This window comes from Streptomyces sp. NBC_01508, from assembly GCF_045040315.1.
Lineage (GTDB): Bacteria > Actinomycetota > Actinomycetes > Streptomycetales > Streptomycetaceae > Streptomyces.
Map to the genome: position 1 here is coordinate 459,572 of NZ_CP109419.1, position 17,669 is coordinate 477,240.

General features: G+C 70.6%; 12 protein-coding genes. 6 read left to right on the forward strand and 6 right to left on the reverse strand.

The window, feature by feature from the left end; all coding sequences use genetic code 11:
* Positions 1-123: 123 nt before the first annotated feature.
* From OG700_RS02060 to OG700_RS02080, 5 genes are all read left to right on the forward strand, one after another.
* A complete protein-coding gene (locus tag OG700_RS02060; RefSeq protein ID WP_405607923.1) occupies positions 124-1,332 on the forward strand; it encodes a cytochrome P450 in 1,209 nt (402 codons plus the stop codon).
* 10 nt (positions 1,333-1,342) lie between these two features.
* Positions 1,343-2,485, forward strand: a complete 1,143-nt coding sequence (locus tag OG700_RS02065) for a type III polyketide synthase (RefSeq protein WP_405607926.1) — start codon at positions 1,343-1,345, stop codon at positions 2,483-2,485.
* 380 nt (positions 2,486-2,865) lie between these two features.
* A complete protein-coding gene (locus OG700_RS02070; RefSeq protein ID WP_405607929.1) occupies positions 2,866-6,801 on the forward strand; it encodes a tetratricopeptide repeat protein in 3,936 nt (1,311 codons plus the stop codon).
* A 77-nt stretch (positions 6,802-6,878) separates the two neighbouring features.
* Positions 6,879-7,928, forward strand: coding sequence for a hypothetical protein (locus OG700_RS02075; RefSeq protein ID WP_405607932.1), 1,050 nt, complete (start codon positions 6,879-6,881; stop codon positions 7,926-7,928).
* Positions 7,925-9,238, forward strand: coding sequence for a hypothetical protein (locus OG700_RS02080; RefSeq protein ID WP_405607935.1), 1,314 nt, complete (start codon positions 7,925-7,927; stop codon positions 9,236-9,238). The genes OG700_RS02075 and OG700_RS02080 overlap by 4 nt, the downstream gene beginning before the upstream one ends.
* Positions 9,239-9,274: 36 nt before the next feature.
* On the opposite strand, the gene OG700_RS02085 is transcribed toward OG700_RS02080, so the two are convergent.
* Positions 9,275-10,231 carry a right-handed parallel beta-helix repeat-containing protein gene (locus OG700_RS02085; RefSeq protein WP_405607938.1) on the reverse strand — a complete coding sequence of 319 codons (957 nt, stop codon included), beginning with the start codon at positions 10,229-10,231 and terminating at the stop codon, positions 9,275-9,277.
* A gap of 237 nt (positions 10,232-10,468) precedes the next feature.
* Between OG700_RS02085 and OG700_RS02090 the strand changes: the two genes are divergently transcribed.
* Positions 10,469-11,146, forward strand: a complete 678-nt coding sequence (locus OG700_RS02090) for an SGNH/GDSL hydrolase family protein (protein ID WP_405607941.1) — start codon at positions 10,469-10,471, stop codon at positions 11,144-11,146.
* A gap of 33 nt (positions 11,147-11,179) precedes the next feature.
* On the opposite strand, the gene clpB is transcribed toward OG700_RS02090, so the two are convergent.
* Genes clpB through dnaK form a run of 5 tightly spaced genes read right to left on the reverse strand, consistent with a single transcriptional unit; the run spans position 11,180 to position 17,615 of the window.
* Positions 11,180-13,825: an ATP-dependent chaperone ClpB gene (gene clpB, locus OG700_RS02095; RefSeq protein WP_405607944.1), complete on the reverse strand. Its 2,646-nt coding sequence runs from the start codon at positions 13,823-13,825 to the stop codon at positions 11,180-11,182.
* On the reverse strand, positions 13,816-14,145 hold the full coding sequence (locus OG700_RS02100; RefSeq protein ID WP_405607947.1) for a chaperone modulator CbpM: 330 nt from the start codon (positions 14,143-14,145) through the stop codon (positions 13,816-13,818). The genes clpB and OG700_RS02100 overlap by 10 nt, the downstream gene beginning before the upstream one ends.
* Positions 14,142-15,116 carry a DnaJ C-terminal domain-containing protein gene (locus OG700_RS02105; protein WP_405607950.1) on the reverse strand — a complete coding sequence of 325 codons (975 nt, stop codon included), beginning with the start codon at positions 15,114-15,116 and terminating at the stop codon, positions 14,142-14,144. The genes OG700_RS02100 and OG700_RS02105 overlap by 4 nt, the downstream gene beginning before the upstream one ends.
* Before the next feature lie 7 nt (positions 15,117-15,123).
* Entirely contained in the window at positions 15,124-15,690 is a 567-nt protein-coding gene (locus tag OG700_RS02110; RefSeq protein ID WP_405607953.1) for a nucleotide exchange factor GrpE, read from the reverse strand.
* 8 nt (positions 15,691-15,698) lie between these two features.
* The gene (gene dnaK, locus OG700_RS02115) at positions 15,699-17,615 is read right to left on the reverse strand and encodes a molecular chaperone DnaK (protein ID WP_405607956.1); all 1,917 of its coding nucleotides are present in this window, start codon (positions 17,613-17,615) and stop codon (positions 15,699-15,701) included.
* Between the last annotated feature and the right edge of the window lie 54 nt (positions 17,616-17,669).

The window sequence follows — 17,669 nt, forward strand, 5'->3', positions numbered from 1 at the left end:
TTCCACCGGTTACCCGTACAGGTGAGCTTGGCATCTCCGCGCATGGCGGCACCCCCCGCGCGGAATGAACTCAAAGTTGCCAACGTCACCGTAAGTGACCATCTTCGCTGTGGGAGTGCTGTGATGACCGGCGTGGACTCAGTACAGACCTGCCCCTTCCGCCATGACGAGGCCCTGGAACCCGACCCCTTCATGACCCGGATGCGGACCGAGGCACCCGTCACCCGGGTGCGTATGCCGTACGGCGAAGGCGAATGCTGGCTGGTGACCCGGTACGAGGACGTGAAGACCGTCACCTCGGACCGCCGCTTCAGCAGAGCCGCCCTGGTCGGGCGGGACTTCCCCCGGATCACTCCGGCGCCCATCGCGCAGTCCGAGTCGATCAACCTGATGGATCCGCCCGCGCTCAACAGGGTGCGCAAGCTGATCAACAAGGCCTTCACCACCCCACAGGTGGAGGCGCTGCGCCCGTGGACCCAGCGGACCGTGGACGGTCTGCTGGACACGATGGCCAAGGGCGGCGCACCGGCCGACGTGGCCGACCACCTCGCGGACCGGCTGCCGCTGATGACGATCTGCGAACTGCTGGACGTACCGGAGGAGGACCGCTCCCAACTGCGGCAGCGCGCCATGGACATGATGTCCATGAACGCCGCCGACCGGAACTCGGCCGTCGAGGCGAAGGCGTGGCTGCGGGCCTACTTCTCCGAGCTGACGGCGGAGCGGCGGCGCACGCCCGGCGAGGACCTGATCAGCGCCCTCGCCACCGCGCGGATCGGCGACGAGATGCTCGACGAGGACGAGTTGGCCGTGCTGGCCATGCTCCTGGTGATCACCGGTCACGACACCACCACGTACAACATCAGCAACATCGTCTACACGTTGCTGACCCAGCCCGAGCGGGCGGCCGAGCTGCGCGCCCGGCCCGAACTGCTCCCGCAGGCCCTTGAGGAGCTGCTGCGCTACATCCCCTTCCGCCAGGGCGTCGGTATCCCCCGTGTGGCCTTGGAGGACGTCGACTTCGACGGTGTCGTCATCAAGGCGGGCGACACGGTCCACGTGTCCTACCTGACCGCCAACCGTGACGACCTCGCCTACGAGCGGCCGGACGAGCTGGACTTCCACCGCGAAGACCCCGCCCTGCACATGACCTTCGGGTACGGCAGCCACCACTGCCTGGGCGCTCATCTGGCGCGCATGGTGCTCCAGGTCTCCATCGGCACACTGCTCACCCGTTTCCCCGACCTTCGTCTGGCCGTACCGGCGGAGGAGGTGCGGTGGAACACCGTCTCGATCTGGCGATACCCGCTCGCCCTGCCGGTCACCTGGTAAGGAGCTGATCATGGCAACTCTGTGCAGGCCCGCCATCGCCGTCCCCGAGCACGTCATCACCATGGAACAGACCGTGGAGCTGGCGCGCACGCTCCACCCCGACCACCCGCAGCTCGAACTCGCCGTGCGGCTGATCAGCAACACGGGTGTCCGGACCAGACGTCTGGTCCGGCCCATCGAGGAGACCCTTCGCCATCCCGGCTTCACCGCCCGTAACGACGCCTACGAGGTGGAGGCGAAGGCGAGGGTGCCCGAGGTCGTGGAGCGGGCACTGGCCCACGCCGAACTCACGCCGCAGGACATCGACATGATCGTCTACGTGTCGTGCACCGGCTTCATGATGCCCTCGATGACCGCGTGGCTCATCAACACCATGGGCTTCGGGTCGGACACCCGGCAGTTGCCGATCGCCCAGCTCGGCTGCGCCGCCGGCGGCGCGGCCATCAACCGCGCGCACGACTTCTGCTCCGCGTACCCGCAGGCGAACGTGCTGATCGTGTCCTGCGAGTTCTGCTCGCTCTGCTATCAGCCGACAGACCTCGCGGTGGGCAATCTGCTCTCCAACGGCCTCTTCGGGGACGCCGTCGCCGCCGCGGTGGTACGTGGCGAGGGCGGCACCGGCGTACGGCTGGAGCGCAACGCCTCGCACCTGGTGCCCGACACGGAGGACTGGATCTCCTACGCGGTCCGTGACACCGGGTTCCACTTCATGCTCGACAAGCGGGTGCCCGGCACCATGTCCGTCCTTGCTCCCGCCATGCGGGAGATGGCCGAGCCGCACGACTGGGACGTCTCCGGGCTCGACTTCTACATCGTGCACGCCGGGGGTCCCCGGATCCTCGACGACCTCTGCCACTACCTCGACGTCCCGGCGGAGATGTTCCGCTACAGCAGGGCGACCCTCACCGAGCGCGGCAACATCGCCAGCGCCGTCATCTTCGACGCGCTGGACCGCTTCTTCGAGGACGGTGGCGCGGAGCACGGCGCACGAGGGGTGATCGCGGGCTTCGGCCCGGGCATCACGGCCGAACTCACCCTCGGGACCTGGTCGGTGGGCGGCCAGGACACCGGCCGGATCGAGCGGGAAGTGATCCTCGCGACGCCGGTCCTGATGTCCCGGTCCGACGCGGTCGGCTCAGACCGCGAACGCTGACGCCCCCGGACAGAACCTGGCGCCGGACGGGCCGATGAGGCCCGTCCGGCGCTCGCGCGCCACCTCGGGCGTGTTGCGAAAGTCCCGGCTCGGCCATGACGACGCCGATGTCCAGGCCCCGCCGGCCGGTGCCCGCACGCCGGACCTGTACGGCGAACTCGACGCGCACGCGCTCCACCCGGAACTGGAGACCGCTTCCCGGGCGCTGTGCTGGGCCTCTTCCAGCTCCTCGCGGATCCGTCCGATCACCGCGGCGAGACCGGCGGTCTCCGTTCCGTCGTGATCACCACATCCACCACGCCCGTCACCCGCGCCCGTTCCAAACCTCTCGTTACGCAACGGGAGTCGGTTGTCACCCCCCGTGGCTATTGTTGAGCACTATGACGGAGCTCGAAGCCACTTCCAACTCCAGCTCGCAGGACGGGCCTTGGCGCGTCCGGCTGGTCGAGGACGAGACCGGCACCGCCCCACCGCTCGGCGCCGGGGTGCTGCTGCCGGGCGGGCTGGTGCTCACCTGCGCCCATGTGGTGACGGCCAAACCCCGGCGCGGGATGGACGGTTCACGGGGTGCCGGCTCACGCGACGATCCACCCCGGCCGTTCGAGCAGGTGTACGCGGAGTTCCCCGGCGTGGCCGCCGACCCGCCCGTGCGGCTGCGCGCCGAGGTACTGACCGACCGTCTCACACCTCCGGCCTCCCACTACAGCGGTGACATCGCCCTGCTGCGGCTGGCCGCCGTGCCGCCGGTCGAGACCGCGGTGCTGCACCGCCGGGTCCCCAAGCGCGGCGAACCGGTGCACTGCGTCGGCTACCCGGCCCAGCGGCCGGGCGGCGCGTTCGTCAACGCCCGGCTGATGGGGCTCGGCGGCCCCGGGCGCCATCCCGAGTGGGTCCAGCTCGATCCGGCCGGCGGGTCGTACGCGGTGCGCCACGGCTTCAGCGGCAGCGGGGTGGTCCACACCGGATCCGGCGAGGTTCTCGGCATCCTGGTCCATCGGTACGGCACCGACGACTACCCCGTCGCGGTCAGCCACGCCTACATGATCCCGACCGAGACGATCCTGCGGTATCTGTCGGCCGGCCGGCTGGACGAGCTGAAGGTGACGGGACCCACCGCCCTGTCGCCCACCATCCCGCGCGGCGCGCCCATGAGCGGTTCGAACCGCGCTCTCGGACTGCGCCGCAAGGTGACCCACTGGCTCATCGACTCGGTTCCGGCGACGCGCACGACGGGCACGGCCGCCGTTCAGGTCCCCGAGCGGGTGTCCGCGCCCGACCCGGCGCCCGGCAGGCGCGCGGCCACGGAGCCGGTCGAGCTGATCTTCGCCCGCGACGAACGCCACGACGACATGTGGGCGATCCACGCCACCCTCAATCTCGCCGACCGCGAGCGCAATCCGCGGCCCACGGGTTCGGGCGACGCCACCGAGCCGCCCGCCGGCTCGATCGACATCGCCGTGGACACGACGGGCTTGACGGCGGGACAGCTCATCGACCTCACCGCCGAGCGCATCGGCCTCACGGGACCGGGCGAGGTCGCGCGACAGGGCGGACCCGCCGGACGCGCCGGACCGGACGAGCACGCCGATCCGGAGAAGCACGACCGCGTGCTGGCACGGATCACCAGGGACAGCCCGCCGATCACCGTCGCCTTCCTCTCGGTCGACCGGACGGCGCCGACCGGTGAGGCCGCGCTACCCCTGCTCCAGGCGTTGCGGGCGGGCGGGCAGAGCCGGTTGCTGCTCGTCTTCCGCGACCCGGCGTCCCCGTTGCTCGAACGCGTCGTGGACACACTGCTCGACGACGGGTGGGCCGAGCGCCGCACCAAGGCCGTCGCCGCGCGGCTCGCCGCGCTCGTCGGCCTGGAGAGAAGGTTCCGCAGGCTGCGCGCGCAGCCCGGTGCCGCGCACATCGCCGACGCACCACCACCGGTGTACCGCCAACTGGCCGCGCGGCTGGCTGAGTTACGACCGGACGACGGCGCGGCGCCCCGTAAGAGCGCCACCCTCGCCTACGACCTGTTCCTGATCGACATCGCCGTCGAGGACGCCATCCAGCGGACATGGTCCGCCGTACTGCTCCTCGCACCGGGCGAATACGTCGTCAAACCGCCCCGTGACGGCCTCACCGCTCTGCCGCACATCACCGTCGACAATCCCGACACCCTCGTCGACCCCGAGGCGGAGGCGCTGACGAAGTCGAGATCCCCTCTCGTACCCGGCCAGGAACTGCACCAGCAGTACAGGGTCGTCGGACTACTCGGCGAGGGCAGTTTCGGCCAGGTGTATCTCGCTCACGACAAGATGCTGGACGACCGCCCGGTGGCCCTGAAGGGTCCACGGGACCGCAGCGACGCGACCGCCAGGATCGCCCGTCTCGAACTGGTCCGGCTGGTCCGGCTCAACCACCCTTCGATCATCAAGGTGTTCAACTACGCCCGGCACCCCGGCCGTCCCGAGGAACCGGGAGACGAGTCGAACCAGGCCCGGTTCATCGTGATGGAGTTCGCCGACGGCGCGCCGCTCCAATGGGTCGCCGAGCAGATCGCCCGCGAGGAGCCGCCCTTCGACGGCTATCGCGTCCATGAGTTCATCGCCTCCTACGGCGTGCTGATCCTGAACGCGCTCAGCTATCTGCACAACTATCGGGAAGACGGAGAGAAGGGATTCGTCTACGGCGACCTCTCCCTCACCAACGTCATCCACTGCCGCGACGGCATCAAGCTCATCGATGTCGCGAGCGTACGGAAGATCGGGGACGCGGGCCCGTTCACCTATCGGGCCCCCGAACTCGCCGATCCCGCCGAAGTGACGGTGGCGGCAGATCTGTTCGCGGTCGGGGAGGTCCTTCAGGAACTCCTCGACCGGGTCCCCCCACACATGGCCGATCTCGGTACGACCTCCCTCCAGCACGTCGTACAACGGGCGCGGGCGGCGCGCCCCGAGGGCCGGTTCGCCGACGCGCAGGAGATGGCCGTCCAACTCCAGGGCGTGCTGCGAGAGTTGCGCTCGCTGCGGCTCGGCGAGGAGACGTTCGAACCGTCACCGCTGTTCTCACCCGCGCCCGCCGCGCTCGACGGCGAACTCGGCAAGGCGCCGCCGCTCGAACAGTGGCGGTACGGCGGCAACGGCAAACGCCCGCTGACCATAGGGCCGCCCAAGCCGGCCGAGGTGTCCGTGGGCCTGCCCGTGCCCAAGGCGAGCCGCCAGGACATCAACTGGAAGGAGTTGCAGCGCACGTCGTACGACGATCCTGCCGGTCTGCTCCAGCTCAGCGCCGACTGGCAGCTCTCCCCCGAACTGGCGCTCCTGCGCTGCCGCCTGCACCTGGAGGTCGCCCGCTACCAGCCGGCGGACAGGGCGGGCGGGTGTCTGGCGTCGGCCACGGCCGAGTTGCGGCGGGCGGAGGTGGCGGTCGGCGCCCTGGCCGCGTACGACTGGCGGCTGCGCTGGCACCAGGGTCTGCTCCATCTCGCGGGAGACGACGTGACGTCGGCACGGCGGTTCTTCGCGGAGGTCTACGCGGCGATCCCGGGCGAGTTCGCGCCCAAGCTCGCCCTCGGCTACTGCCACGAAGTCCTCGGCGACCTGGAGGAGGCGATGGTCTTCTACCGCGCGGTGTGGGAGCGCAACCACGCGCTCGGCAGCGCCGCCTTCGGCCTGGCCCGAATCCATCTGGCCGACGGCGACAGCGGGTCGGCCCTCGCCCGGCTCGAAGCCGTCCCCGGCGACTCGCGCCATCGCACCGCCGCCCGCACGGGCATGGTGCGCATCCACGCGGACCTGCCGGCCGGCGGCGGCCCGCCGACCGTGGACACCGCGAAGCAGGCGTACGAGGCGCTGCACCGGCTGGACCGGTACGAGGGACTGACGGACCAGCACGCACAGGAGCGGCTGCACACCGACCTGCTGGAGCTGCTGCTCCGGCTGGTCAAGGCGGCTGCGGAACCGGATCCGCTGGGCGAGCTCCGCGAGGCGCTGGACAAGGAGATCCCGATCCCCCTCACCGAACACGAGCTGCGGGAACAGCTGGGCACGTACTTCGAGCTGCTTTCCAAACAGGTGCCGCCCACCGATCCGGACGAGCGCACATCCCTGGACGAGCGCCCACCCCTGGAGTGGGTGCTGCTCGACAACGCCTACCACACCCGCCCGTTCGGATTCAGCCACAACAGGGGGAAGCGGCGCCAGGGCCCGTGGCGGGGCTGGCGGCCCCGGCTGCTGCGGGGCCGGCGGACGGACCGGTCGGCCGCGCCGGACGCCGGGGAGCGGGAACGGGAGCGGGAGCGGGACGCCGCCGCCACCGGGGAGCGGTGATGGGCCGGGCCCGGTACGCCGCGCCTCTGTCTCCCCGGACTGCCGGGCGCGTGGTGCGGCGGACGGTGTGGCTGCCGGTGTGGCGCCCGACGTGGCAGCGCGCCCGCGGTCGCACGCCCAGGGGCGAGCGGCGGGACACCGCCCCGTTCCTGTTCAGCCGCATGCTGCTGCTGCCGGCACTCGGCCTCACCGTGCTGGCGCTGGCCGGGACGGCGTACCTCGACGTCCACAGCCGTACGGAGCAACTGCGGGTGCGCTACGCCCCCGCCATGGTCGAACTGGCCCATGCGAGAACGTCGTTGGCCCTCGCGCACGACGAAGCCACCCTGCGTCTCGGTGAGGACGGCAAGGAGCCGCTGCCCCAGACCGATCTGGTCGGGCTCGGCGAGGAGTACCCGTCGCTGCTGACCGAGGCGTCGCAGAGCCTCAACAACGCCGCGCAGACCAAGGCGCTGCGCACCGACCAGGAGCAGGAGGTGCGTGTGGTGTCCGGCCTGGTGGTGGCCTACGACGACTGGATCGGCTGGGCCGACAGCCACCACGAGAGCGAGGTGCTGCGCACGGCGGGGCTGGACTACGCGGCGAGTCTGCTGCGTGACACCGGCAGGCCGGCCGAGCCCACCGCCGTACTGAACCGCATCGCCGCCCTGGAAGCGGAGTTGACCGCGGACGCCCGGGAACTCTCGGGCTGGACCGCGCTGTCCGCCGGGGCGGCGTCGGTGGCCCTGCTGGCCGCGCTGGTCTTCGTGGTCGCGGTCGCGGGCACCATCGACTTCGTCCTGACACAACTCCATGTGCGCGGAGCGCTGCTGACGCTCTACACGCTGCCGGTCCTGCTGGCGATCGGCGTACTGGTGCCGGGCGCCGTCGGCCAGCACGGCGGGCAGCAGCGGGTGTCGCGGGCGGGCGCCGAACTGAACGCGGTGGGTGCGACGGCCGGGGCGGAGTCCCGGATCGAGGTGCTGGACGAGCGACTGGCCGTCGAACTGCGCGGCACGCACCCGGCCGCGTGGGCACGGGCCGCCGAACTGGCCCTGACCGTGGGGGCGATGGGCGCGCTGGCGTCCGGTGTCACGCTGTTCCACTACGGCCGCAGGCATTTTCGGATCCTCTGGAGGACACGGTGAGAGCGCCGTACCGACTCCTGCGCTCGCTGCTGGCGGGGGCCCTGCTCGCCGGGGCCGCGGTCGTGTCGGCGGCCTGCGCGGCGCAGGAGAGGCCGACGCTGGTCGTCCTCGGTCCGTGGACGGACGGCGAGGAGGAGCCGTTCAAGAAGACGCTCGCGAAGATAGGCGAGCGGACGGGCCGGCACTACGTCTACAAGGGCACGCGCTCGCTGCGCGAGACGCTGGTCGCCCAGTTGCGGACGGACGCGCCGCCCGACGTCGCGATCCTCAACGGCCCCGGCGAGTTGGCCGAGTACGCGCTCGACGGGGACGCCCAGCCGCTGCCCCCGAAGGTGGCGGGCGCGGCCATCGGGCCGTGGGCGCCGCGCTTCCCCGTGACGGACAACGACGGGGACACGGAGGAGCGCGCGTACTGGGTCCCGGTGCGGGTGGACCTCAAGTCCATCGTCTGGAGCAAGGCGGGCGAGGAGACGGCGGGGGCCGAGGAGGCGGTGTGGTGTCTGGGCATGGAGTCGGGTGCGACGTCCGGTTGGCCGGGCACGGACTGGATCGAGGATCTGCTGCTGCAACGGCAGGGCTACGGCGTGTACGAGCAGTGGGCGACCGGGCGCCTCGCGTGGACCGACGAGCGGGTGAGGCGGGCGTGGCGGGACTGGTCCGACCTGCTCGCCACCGACGATGTGTCGAACGGCCTGGACTCGCTCACCACGCACTTCGAGAGTCTGGGCGCGGACAGGTACGGGCTGCTGAACGGCAAGGACTGCACCCGCGAGCATCAGGGTTCGTTCATCCGCCGCCACTACGGTCCCGCTGTGATGCCCGCTCCGACCTCCGACTTCGTCGAGGGGCTGCCGGACCGGAACGTGTTCGAGGTCTCGGGCGACATGGCCGCGGTGTTCAAGCCGAGCGCCGCGGCGTGGGAGTTGCTGCTCGAACTCACCTCACCGCGGGCCCGTGCCGATTGGGTGGAGGCCGCGGACCCGGCGGAGCGGCCGTCCTTCCCGTCCGGTACGACGGGCACGACGGGTGCCATGGGTACGGCCGCTCCGACGGGGGGCGCGGCAGCGGTGCTGGGGCTGTTCAACGGTGCGGATCAGGTCTGCTTCGACGCGTCCGACGCCATGCCGTCGACACTGCGGGGCGCCTTCCAGCGGGCCGTGCTGGAGTTCTTGGAGAAGCCCCGGGACGCGGCGGTTCTCGACGGTCTGCTCCGTCAGTTGGAGGAGGAGCGTGTGTTGCAGAGGAAGGGCGACGCGTTCGTGATGGACGACCTGTGCGAGAAGCCGCCGGGCAGTTCTCCCGGCGGCTGAGCGCTGCCGCGGATCCGGCCGGGCTCGCGGTGGCCGTCAGGGTGTGATGGCGATGTTCGTCAGGCCGCGGCCTCCGGTCACCGTGTTGTCCGAGTGGACCGTGGTCCGGCAACTCGCCGTGTCGGCGGTGACGTTGATGGCGAGCTGCTTGGCGCCGGTGGCTCCGGTCAGGTCCGACCTGTTGCCGCGGAATACGGTGCCGCAGCCCCAGCCCGACTGCTGGGTGTGGGTCTCGAAGCCGTTGTTGGTGGTGTTCTTGCCGGTGTTGTTCTCGACGAGTGTGTTGTTGCCCTTCACGTCGACCCACGAGTCGTCGAAGTTGGCACCGGTCAGCCCCCGGCCGTCGAAGGTGTTTCCGATGATCTTTGCTCCAGTGGTGCCTTCCTTGATGTCGATGGACTCGCCGCCGACATCGGGGCCGATCGTGTTGCCGATGATCTGCGCGTTGTCGCTCTTGTCGGAGGTGCCGCCGGCCGAGCCGACGTAGACGCCCTCGCCCATGCCCCGGCCGTCGTTGCCGGTGTTGTAGATCCGTGAGTTCTTGATGACTCCGTCGCGGCTGGTCTTACGGAAGTGGACGCCTTCCATGTCCAGGCCGTGCACGACGACGGAGTCGATGACGACGCCGTCGGCGCTGTCCGTCATGATCCCCTTCTGGGCGCCGGTGAGGGTGATGCCCTTGACGGTCCAGTACGAGGCGCCGTTGAGGTGCAGCACGTAGCCGCCGCCCGCGTTGAGTACGGCCTTCTGCGAACCGGTGAGCGTGATACGGGAGTTGGCGGTGCCGGCGACGAGCGCCTTGAAGTTTCCGGTGTAGTTGCCGTCGGCGAGCTGGATCGTGTCGCCGGGGCGGGCCGCGGTGAGCGCCGACTTCAGCTCGGCGGCGGTCGTCACGTTGATGACGGCCGCGTGAGCCGGGGCGGCGGTCGCGGAGAGCACGCCGGCCGTCGTGACGACGGCGAGGAGGGTGGGGAACAGCCTTCGAGCACGCATCGCAAGCGCCTTCCTGCGGGAGCCGTGGGGTCTCATATGCGAACAGGGGATGAGCTTGCGAACACTGGAGCTGACTCGCCACCGTAGGGACACCAACGAACCGCGTCAAGGTCCGTACCAATAGCGGGACTTCCGGCCACCCCGACAGCCCCCTCCCGCGCTTCGGCACGCCGACACGCCGGGGCCGCAGACGCCCGACTCCTTGAATGCACGCACGATCGGTCGTACTTTTATGCCATGACGACCACAGCCAAGGTCCAGGCCCCGGCCCGGGCCCTCACCGAAGAGACCGACCCCTTCTGCCTCTCACCGGCGCGCGCCGCACGGCTCCTCACCGGAGCACCCTGGCGACGGTTCGCGGTGGCCGGTGACAGCCTGGCCGCCGGGATCGGGGACCCGAGCCCCGGCTACGGGAGCCTGTCGTGGGCCGACCGGGTCGCCGACGCCCTGCGCCACGGCTGTCCGGAACTCGCGTATCTGAACACCGGCACGATCGGCGCCACCGGCGCCGACATGCTGGGCCAACAGCTGGACGAGATCGTCGAGTTCGGCCCCGATCTGCTCCATGTCTCGTGCGGCGCGAACGACCTGTTCCGGCGGCGGCCCGACTTCGACCGCGTCGAGCGCACGGCGCGGCAGGTGTTCGAGAGGGCGGCGGGGACCGGGGCGCGGCTCACGGCGTTCACGCTCGGCAGGGCCTTCGACGTGCCGGCGTTCCCCGACTTCCCGCAGCGGGTGCGCGAGCTCAACGCCATCACCCTGGCCTTGGCCGTGGATTACGACGTGCTGCTCGTCGACATGTGGGACCACCCGCTCAACTCACGGCCCGGTCTGCTGAGCGCCGACCGCATCCACTTCTCGACGTCCGGTCAGGCCGTGCTGGCGGCCGAGATGGTCAAGGCACTCAGGCCGTGAAAGCCGTGCAGGCGGGGCAGGCCGGGCAGGCCGTCAGACCCCCTGTCCCACGGACTCGCGCGGCCGGCTGTCCGCGAACGTGATGACCAGCTCGCCGTTCTGGGCGTCGACCAGGATCGTCTCGCCGTCGTCCACGTCACCGCGCAGCAGTGCCCGGCCGATCAGGGTCTCGACCTCGTGGGAGATGTAGCGGCGCAGTGGCCGTGCGCCGTAGACCGGGTCGAAGCCCTGGTGGGCGATGAGGTCGCGGGCCCCCGGGGTGAGTTCGACGCCGATACGGCGTTCGGCCAGGCGCTCGCGCAGCTCGTTGAACTGGAGCTCCACGATGCGCTCGATCTGGTCGAGGCCCAGAGGCTTGAAGAGCACGATGTCGTCCACCCGGTTGAGGAATTCGGGGCGGAAGTGGCCGCGCAGCTCCGCCATGACCAGTTCGCGCGCCTCGGGCTTGATCTCGCCCTCGGCGGTGGCGCCGTCGAGGAGATGGGACGACCCGATGTTGGACGTCATGATGATCACCGTGTTGCGGAAGTCGACGGCCCGGCCCTGGGCGTCGGTGATCCGGCCGTCGTCCAGGATCTGGAGGAGGGTGTTGAAGACGTCGGCGTGCGCCTTCTCGACCTCGTCGAACAGGACGACGGAGTACGGCTTGCGGCGTACGGCCTCGGTGAGCTGGCCGCCCTCCTCGTACCCGACATAGCCGGGCGGCGCGCCGACGAGCCGGCTCACCGTGTGCCGCTCCTGGTACTCGCTCATGTCGAGGCGGACCATGTTCTCCTCGGAGTCGAAGAGGGCGGCGGCCAGCGTCTTGGCGAGTTCGGTCTTTCCCACGCCGGTGGGCCCCAGGAAGATGAACGACCCGATGGGCCTGCGCGGGTCCCGGATGCCGGACCGGGCCCGGATGATGGCGTCGGCGACCAGCCGCACGGCCTCGTCCTGGCCGATGACGCGCTCCTGAAGTATCTCGTCCAGGCGCAGCAGCTTCTCGCGCTCGCCCTCCTGGAGCCGTGCCACCGGAATACCGGTCCAGGCGGCCACGATCTCGGCGATCTCGTCCTCGGTGACCACTTCCCGCAGCAGACGCGTCTCGCCCTGCTTGGCGGCGAGTTGTTCCTCCTCGGCGCCGAGCCGCCGTTCGAGATCGACGATCTTGCCGTAGCGCAGTTCGGCGGCCCGGTCGAGGTCGTAGTTCCGTTCGGCCTCCGCCGCCTCGCGCCGCGCCTGTTCGAGCTCCTGGCGCAGATCCTGGACCCGGCGGATGGCCTGGCGTTCGGCTTCCCACTGCGCCTGGGAGGCATCCGCCTCGCCGCGCAGATCGGCGAGTTCGCGGCGCAGTTCGGTGAGCCGCGCCTGGCTGGCGGCGTCCGTCTCCTTGGAGAGGGCGGCCTCCTCGATCTCCAGGCGGGTGACCCGGCGGGTGACCTCGTCCAGTTCGGCTGGCATGGAGTCGATCTCGGTACGCAGCCGGGCGCACGCCTCGTCCACCAGGTCGATGGCCTTGTCGGGGAGGAAGCGGTCCCAGATGTAGCGGTGGCTGAGGGTGGCCGCCGCCACCAGGGCGGTGTCCTGGATCCGTACGCCGTGGAAGACCTCCAGGCGCTCGCGCAGCCCGCGCAGGATGGAGACGGTGTCCTCGACGCTCGGCTCGTCCACCACCACCTGCTGGAAGCGCCGTTCGAGGGCGCCGTCGGACTCGATGTACTTGCGGTACTCGTCAAGAGTGGTGGCGCCGATCATATGGAGCTCACCCCGGGCGAGCATGGGTTTGAGCATGTTGCCGGCGTCCATGGCTCCCTCGGGGCCGCCTCCGGCGCCGACCACGGTGTGCAGTTCGTCCACGAAGAGCAGGATCCGCCCGGCGGCGGCCTTGACCTCGTTCAGAACGGCCGTGAGGCGTTCCTCGAACTCGCCCCGGTATTTGGCGCCCGCCACCATGGACCCCATGTCGAGGGAGAAGACGGTCTTGTCACGCAGCCCTTCGGGGACGTCGCCGCGCACGATGCGCTGGGCGAGTCCTTCGACGACGGCTGTCTTGCCGACGCCGGGGTCTCCGATGAGGACCGGGTTGTTCTTGCGTTTGCGGCTGAGGATCTGGGTGACGCGGCGGATCTCGGCGTCGCGGCCGATCACCGGGTCGAGTGTCCCCTCCCGTGCCTCGCCGACCAGGTCACGGCCGTACTTCTCCAGGGCCTCGTACGCCCCTTCGGGGGTCGCGGAGGTCACGCGCTGGTTGCCGCGGACGCGCGTGAGCGCCGCCAGGAAGCTCTCCTTGGTGACGCCGTACTCCTTGAGGAGCCGCCCGGCGGAGGTGGCGGAGCCCTCGTCGACAAGCGCGAGCACGAGGTGTTCGACGGAGACGTACTCGTCCTTGAGGCGGTGCGCCTCCTGTTCGGCGGCGTCCAGCAGCCGGCTGAGCCGCTGGGTGACGAAGACCTGGCCGGGGGCCGCGCCCGGGCCGGTGCTTCGGGGCCTGCGCGCGAGTTCGGCCTCCACCGCGGTGCGCAGCGCGGCGGTGTCGGCGCCCGCCTGGTCCAGCAGACGCGGTACGAGACCGTCCCGCTGGTCCAGGAGGGCGAGGAGCAGATGGTCGCCGTCGACCTCGCTCTGCCCGAGCCGTACGGCCAAGGTCTGGGCGTCCTGGAGGGCTTCCTCGGACTTCTGGGTGAGTCGGTTCATGTCCATGGCGGCTGATCACTCCCGGTGCCGCTGCGGCGCAGCGCGGTTTCGAGGCGGCTGATGCGGTCGAGGAGGTCGACCACCACGCCGAGCGAGGCGTAGTTGAGGCTGAGGCCGACCCGGAGCCGTTCCATCCGGGCCAGGTCGAGCGGGGCGCTCTGGGCGAAGCGGAGCCGCCCGGACGCCTCACGCCGGGCGTCAAGGAGTCCGAGGGCGACGAACTTGCGGACGACGTCGGGGTGCAGCCCCGACCGGCGGGCGACGGTCTCCAGCGAGAGCCCGGGGAGCGGAGCCAGCGCGTAGACGATGCTCGGGTTGGTCGTCACGGTGTCCTCCTCGGGTCGAAGTCCGAGGCTCCCGCGAGCTGTTCGAAGAGTTCGCGCTCGCGGTCGGTGAGGTGCGGCGGCACGGTGATCCGCAGCTCGGCGTAGAGGTCACCGTCCGGCCCGCGCGGGTTGGGCAGCCCTTCGCCGCGCAGCCGCAGCCGGCGCCCGCTGGAGGAGCCGGCCGGGACGGTGACCTTGGCGGTGCCCTGCGGTGTGGGGACGGGCAGGGTCGCTCCCAGTGCCGCTTCCCAGGGGGTGAGGGGCAGTTGGACCGACAGGTCGCGGCCGTTGACGCGGAAGGTGTCGTGTGGGGCGAGGCGCACCCGCAGATAGAGGTCGCCCGCAGGTCCGTCGCCGCTGCCCCGGCCACCTTGTCCGGCGAGCCGGATCCGCTGTCCGTCGGTGACGCCGCGCGGGATCGTGACGTCGTACGTGCGCTGTCCGTCGGGCCCGCCGAGGGTGACGCCGCGGTGGCCACCGCGGTACGCCTCCTCGACGGTGAGCGGCAGTTCGGCCTCCTGGTCGGCGCCGGGCACCCGGCCGCGCCCTCCCCCTGCGCCGAACATCCCGCCGAAGAGGTCTTCGAAGTCGACGCCGCCGGAGCTGTCGAACGGGTCGCCGCCGCCGTCGCCGTAACCCCGGACGAAGCGCACCCGTCCCCCGCCGCCGGGGGCCGCCCGGCCGCCGGGCCGTCCCGCGCCCCCGGCGCCGGCCGCCACGCGTTCGTCGTATTGGTCGTGGCCTTCGGGTATCTGCCGGAAGTCGGCGCCGAACCGGTCGTAACGTGCCCGGGTCTTCGGGTCGGAGAGCACGCTGTAGGCCTCGTTCAGCTCCTTGAAGCGTTCTTCGGCGCCGGGGTCCTTGTTGATGTCCGGGTGGTGCTTCCGGGCGCGGGCGCGGTACGCCTGCTGGATCTCCTCGGCGCTCGCGGTACGCGGCACCCCCAGGGCTTCGTAGAGATCTGCTGCCATGGGCGCGTCACTCCTGCCGCTTGCTGACGACGGCGGCCATCGGGCGCAGTTGGTGGCCGGGTGTGCCGTAGCCGGGGCGCAGGCACGTCACAACCGTGCCCGGCTCGGTGCCGGGATCGTCCACCACGCTGACGACTTCGTGTCTCAGCGGGTCGAAGGGGACGCCGGTCTCGTCGTCCCTGGGGTAGCCGAGCCGGTCGAGGACGTCGACCGCCTGGTCACGTACGGCCTTGACTCCCTGGACGACGGAGTCCGTACCGGACTCGGCGCCGGAGCCCGACTCGGCATGTGTCAGGGCGAGTTCGAGGTTGTCCAGCACGGGCAGCCAGGCGGTGCAGACGCGGGAGCGTTCGGTCTCGCGCTCGTGCGCCAGCTCCCTCGTATGGCGTTTGCGGAGGTTGTCCAGGTCGGCGAGGGCGCGTCGCCAGCGATCCCGCAGTTCGGCCGCCACGGACGACTCGGCGGGCGCGGCGGCTTCGGCGGGCTCGGGCGCGGCGGCGGCTTCGGTGGGCTGCCGCTCGGCGCTGTCCTCGGTGGGCGGCGGTTCGTCCACCGGTTCCGGGGATGTGGTCATGGCGGCGGTCAGCTCTTGTCGAATTCGGCGTCGATGACGTCGTCGTCGGTGCCGCCACGGGACCCGGCGTCGTCGGTCCTCGGCTCCTGCCCGGAGTCCGGCCCGTCACCGCCGCCCTGCGCCGGCCCGGCGCCCTGGCGGGCGGCGAGCGCCGCGTGCACCTGCTGGAGTTCGGACGTCAGCGACCTGGCCCTGGCCGGGTCCGCCTCGTCCTGGACGGCCTGACGGGCGTCGGTCACCAGCATCTGGGCGCGGGCCCTCTCGTGTTCGGGCGCCGAGTCGCCGAGTTCGGTGAGGCTGCGCTCCACCTGGTAGGCGGCGGTGTCGAGTTCGTTGCGCGCGTCGACGGCTTCGCGCAGTGCCTGGTCCTCGCCACGGTTTGCTTCGGCCTCGCCGACCATCCGTTCGACCTCGGAGGGGTCGAGGTTGGAGCCCTCGCTGATGGTGATGGACTGTTCCTTGCCGGTGGCCTTGTCCTTCGCGGTGACGTCGAGGATGCCGTTGGCGTCGATGTCGAAGGTGACCTCGACCTGAGGTTCACCACGGGGTGCGGGGCGGATGTCGGTGAGCTGGAAGCGGCCGAGCACCCGGTTGTCGGCGGCCAGTTCGCGCTCGCCCTGCACGACGACGACATCGACGGCCGGCTGGTTGTCCTCGGCGGTGGAGAACGTCTCGGAGCGGCGGACCGGGATCGTGGTGTTCCGCTCGATGATCTTCGTCATGACTCCGCCGCGCGTCTCGACACCGAGGGACAGCGGCGTGACGTCGAGCAGCAGGACGTCCTTGACCTCGCCCTTGAGGACACCCGCCTGGATCGCGGCGCCCAGCGCCACCACCTCGTCCGGGTTGACGCTCATATTGGGGTCCTTGCCGCCGGTGAGCCGGCGGACCAGGGCCTGTACGGCGGGGATACGGGTGGAGCCGCCGACCAGGATGACCTCGTCGATGTCCGTGTCGGTCACCTTGGCGTCGGTCAGGGCCTGCTGGACGGGGCCGAGGCAGCGCTCCACGAGATCGGCGGTGATCTGCTCGAACGTGGACCGCATGACCGTCTCGGTCAGATGCTTGGGGCCGGCGGCGTCGGCGGTGACGAAGGGCAGGCTGACCTGTGTCTGGGTGACCGAGCTGAGTTCGGTCTTGGCCTTCTCCGCGGCCTCGAAGAGCCGCTGCAGGGCCTGCGGGTCCTGCCGCAGGTCGATGCCGTTGTCCCGCTGGAAGGTGTCGGCGAGATGGTCCACCAGCCGGCGGTCGAAGTCGTCGCCGCCGAGGTGGCTGTCGCCGGCGGTGGAACGTACCTCGACCACCCCGTCCCCGACGTCCAGGACGCTCACGTCGAAGGTGCCGCCACCGAGGTCGAAGACGAGCACGGTCTCGTGCTCCTTCTTGTCCATCCCGTACGCGAGCGCGGCGGCCGTCGGCTCGTTGATGATGCGCAGCACTTCGAGGCCGGCGATCCGGCCCGCGTCCTTGGTGGCGGTGCGCTGCGCGTCGTTGAAGTAGGCGGGCACGGTGATGACGGCCTCGGTGACCCGCTCACCCATGGCCTTTCCGGCGTCGTCGACGAGCTTGCGCAGCACGAGCGCGCTGATCTCCTCGGGGGCGTACAGCTTGCCCCGTACGTCGATACGGGCGACACCACCGTCCCCCTCGACCACGTCGTACGCGACAGCCTTGGCCTCGTCGGATATCTCGTCGTAGTGCCGGCCGATGAAGCGCTTGGCCGAGTAGATCGTGCCCTTCGGATTGAGGATCGCCTGACGTCGGGCGAGTTGGCCGATCAGGCGTTCCCCCGAGTCGGTGAACCCGACCACGGAGGGGGTGGTGCGGGTGCCCTCCGCGTTGGGGATGACATTCGCCTCGCCGCCCTCCCACGCGGCAATCACCGAGTTGGTGGTACCCAGATCGATTCCCACTGCCTTGGCCATGGAAGCACTCCTCAGAACAGCCGCCCGTTACTCACGTCCGTCCAGTTTCACATC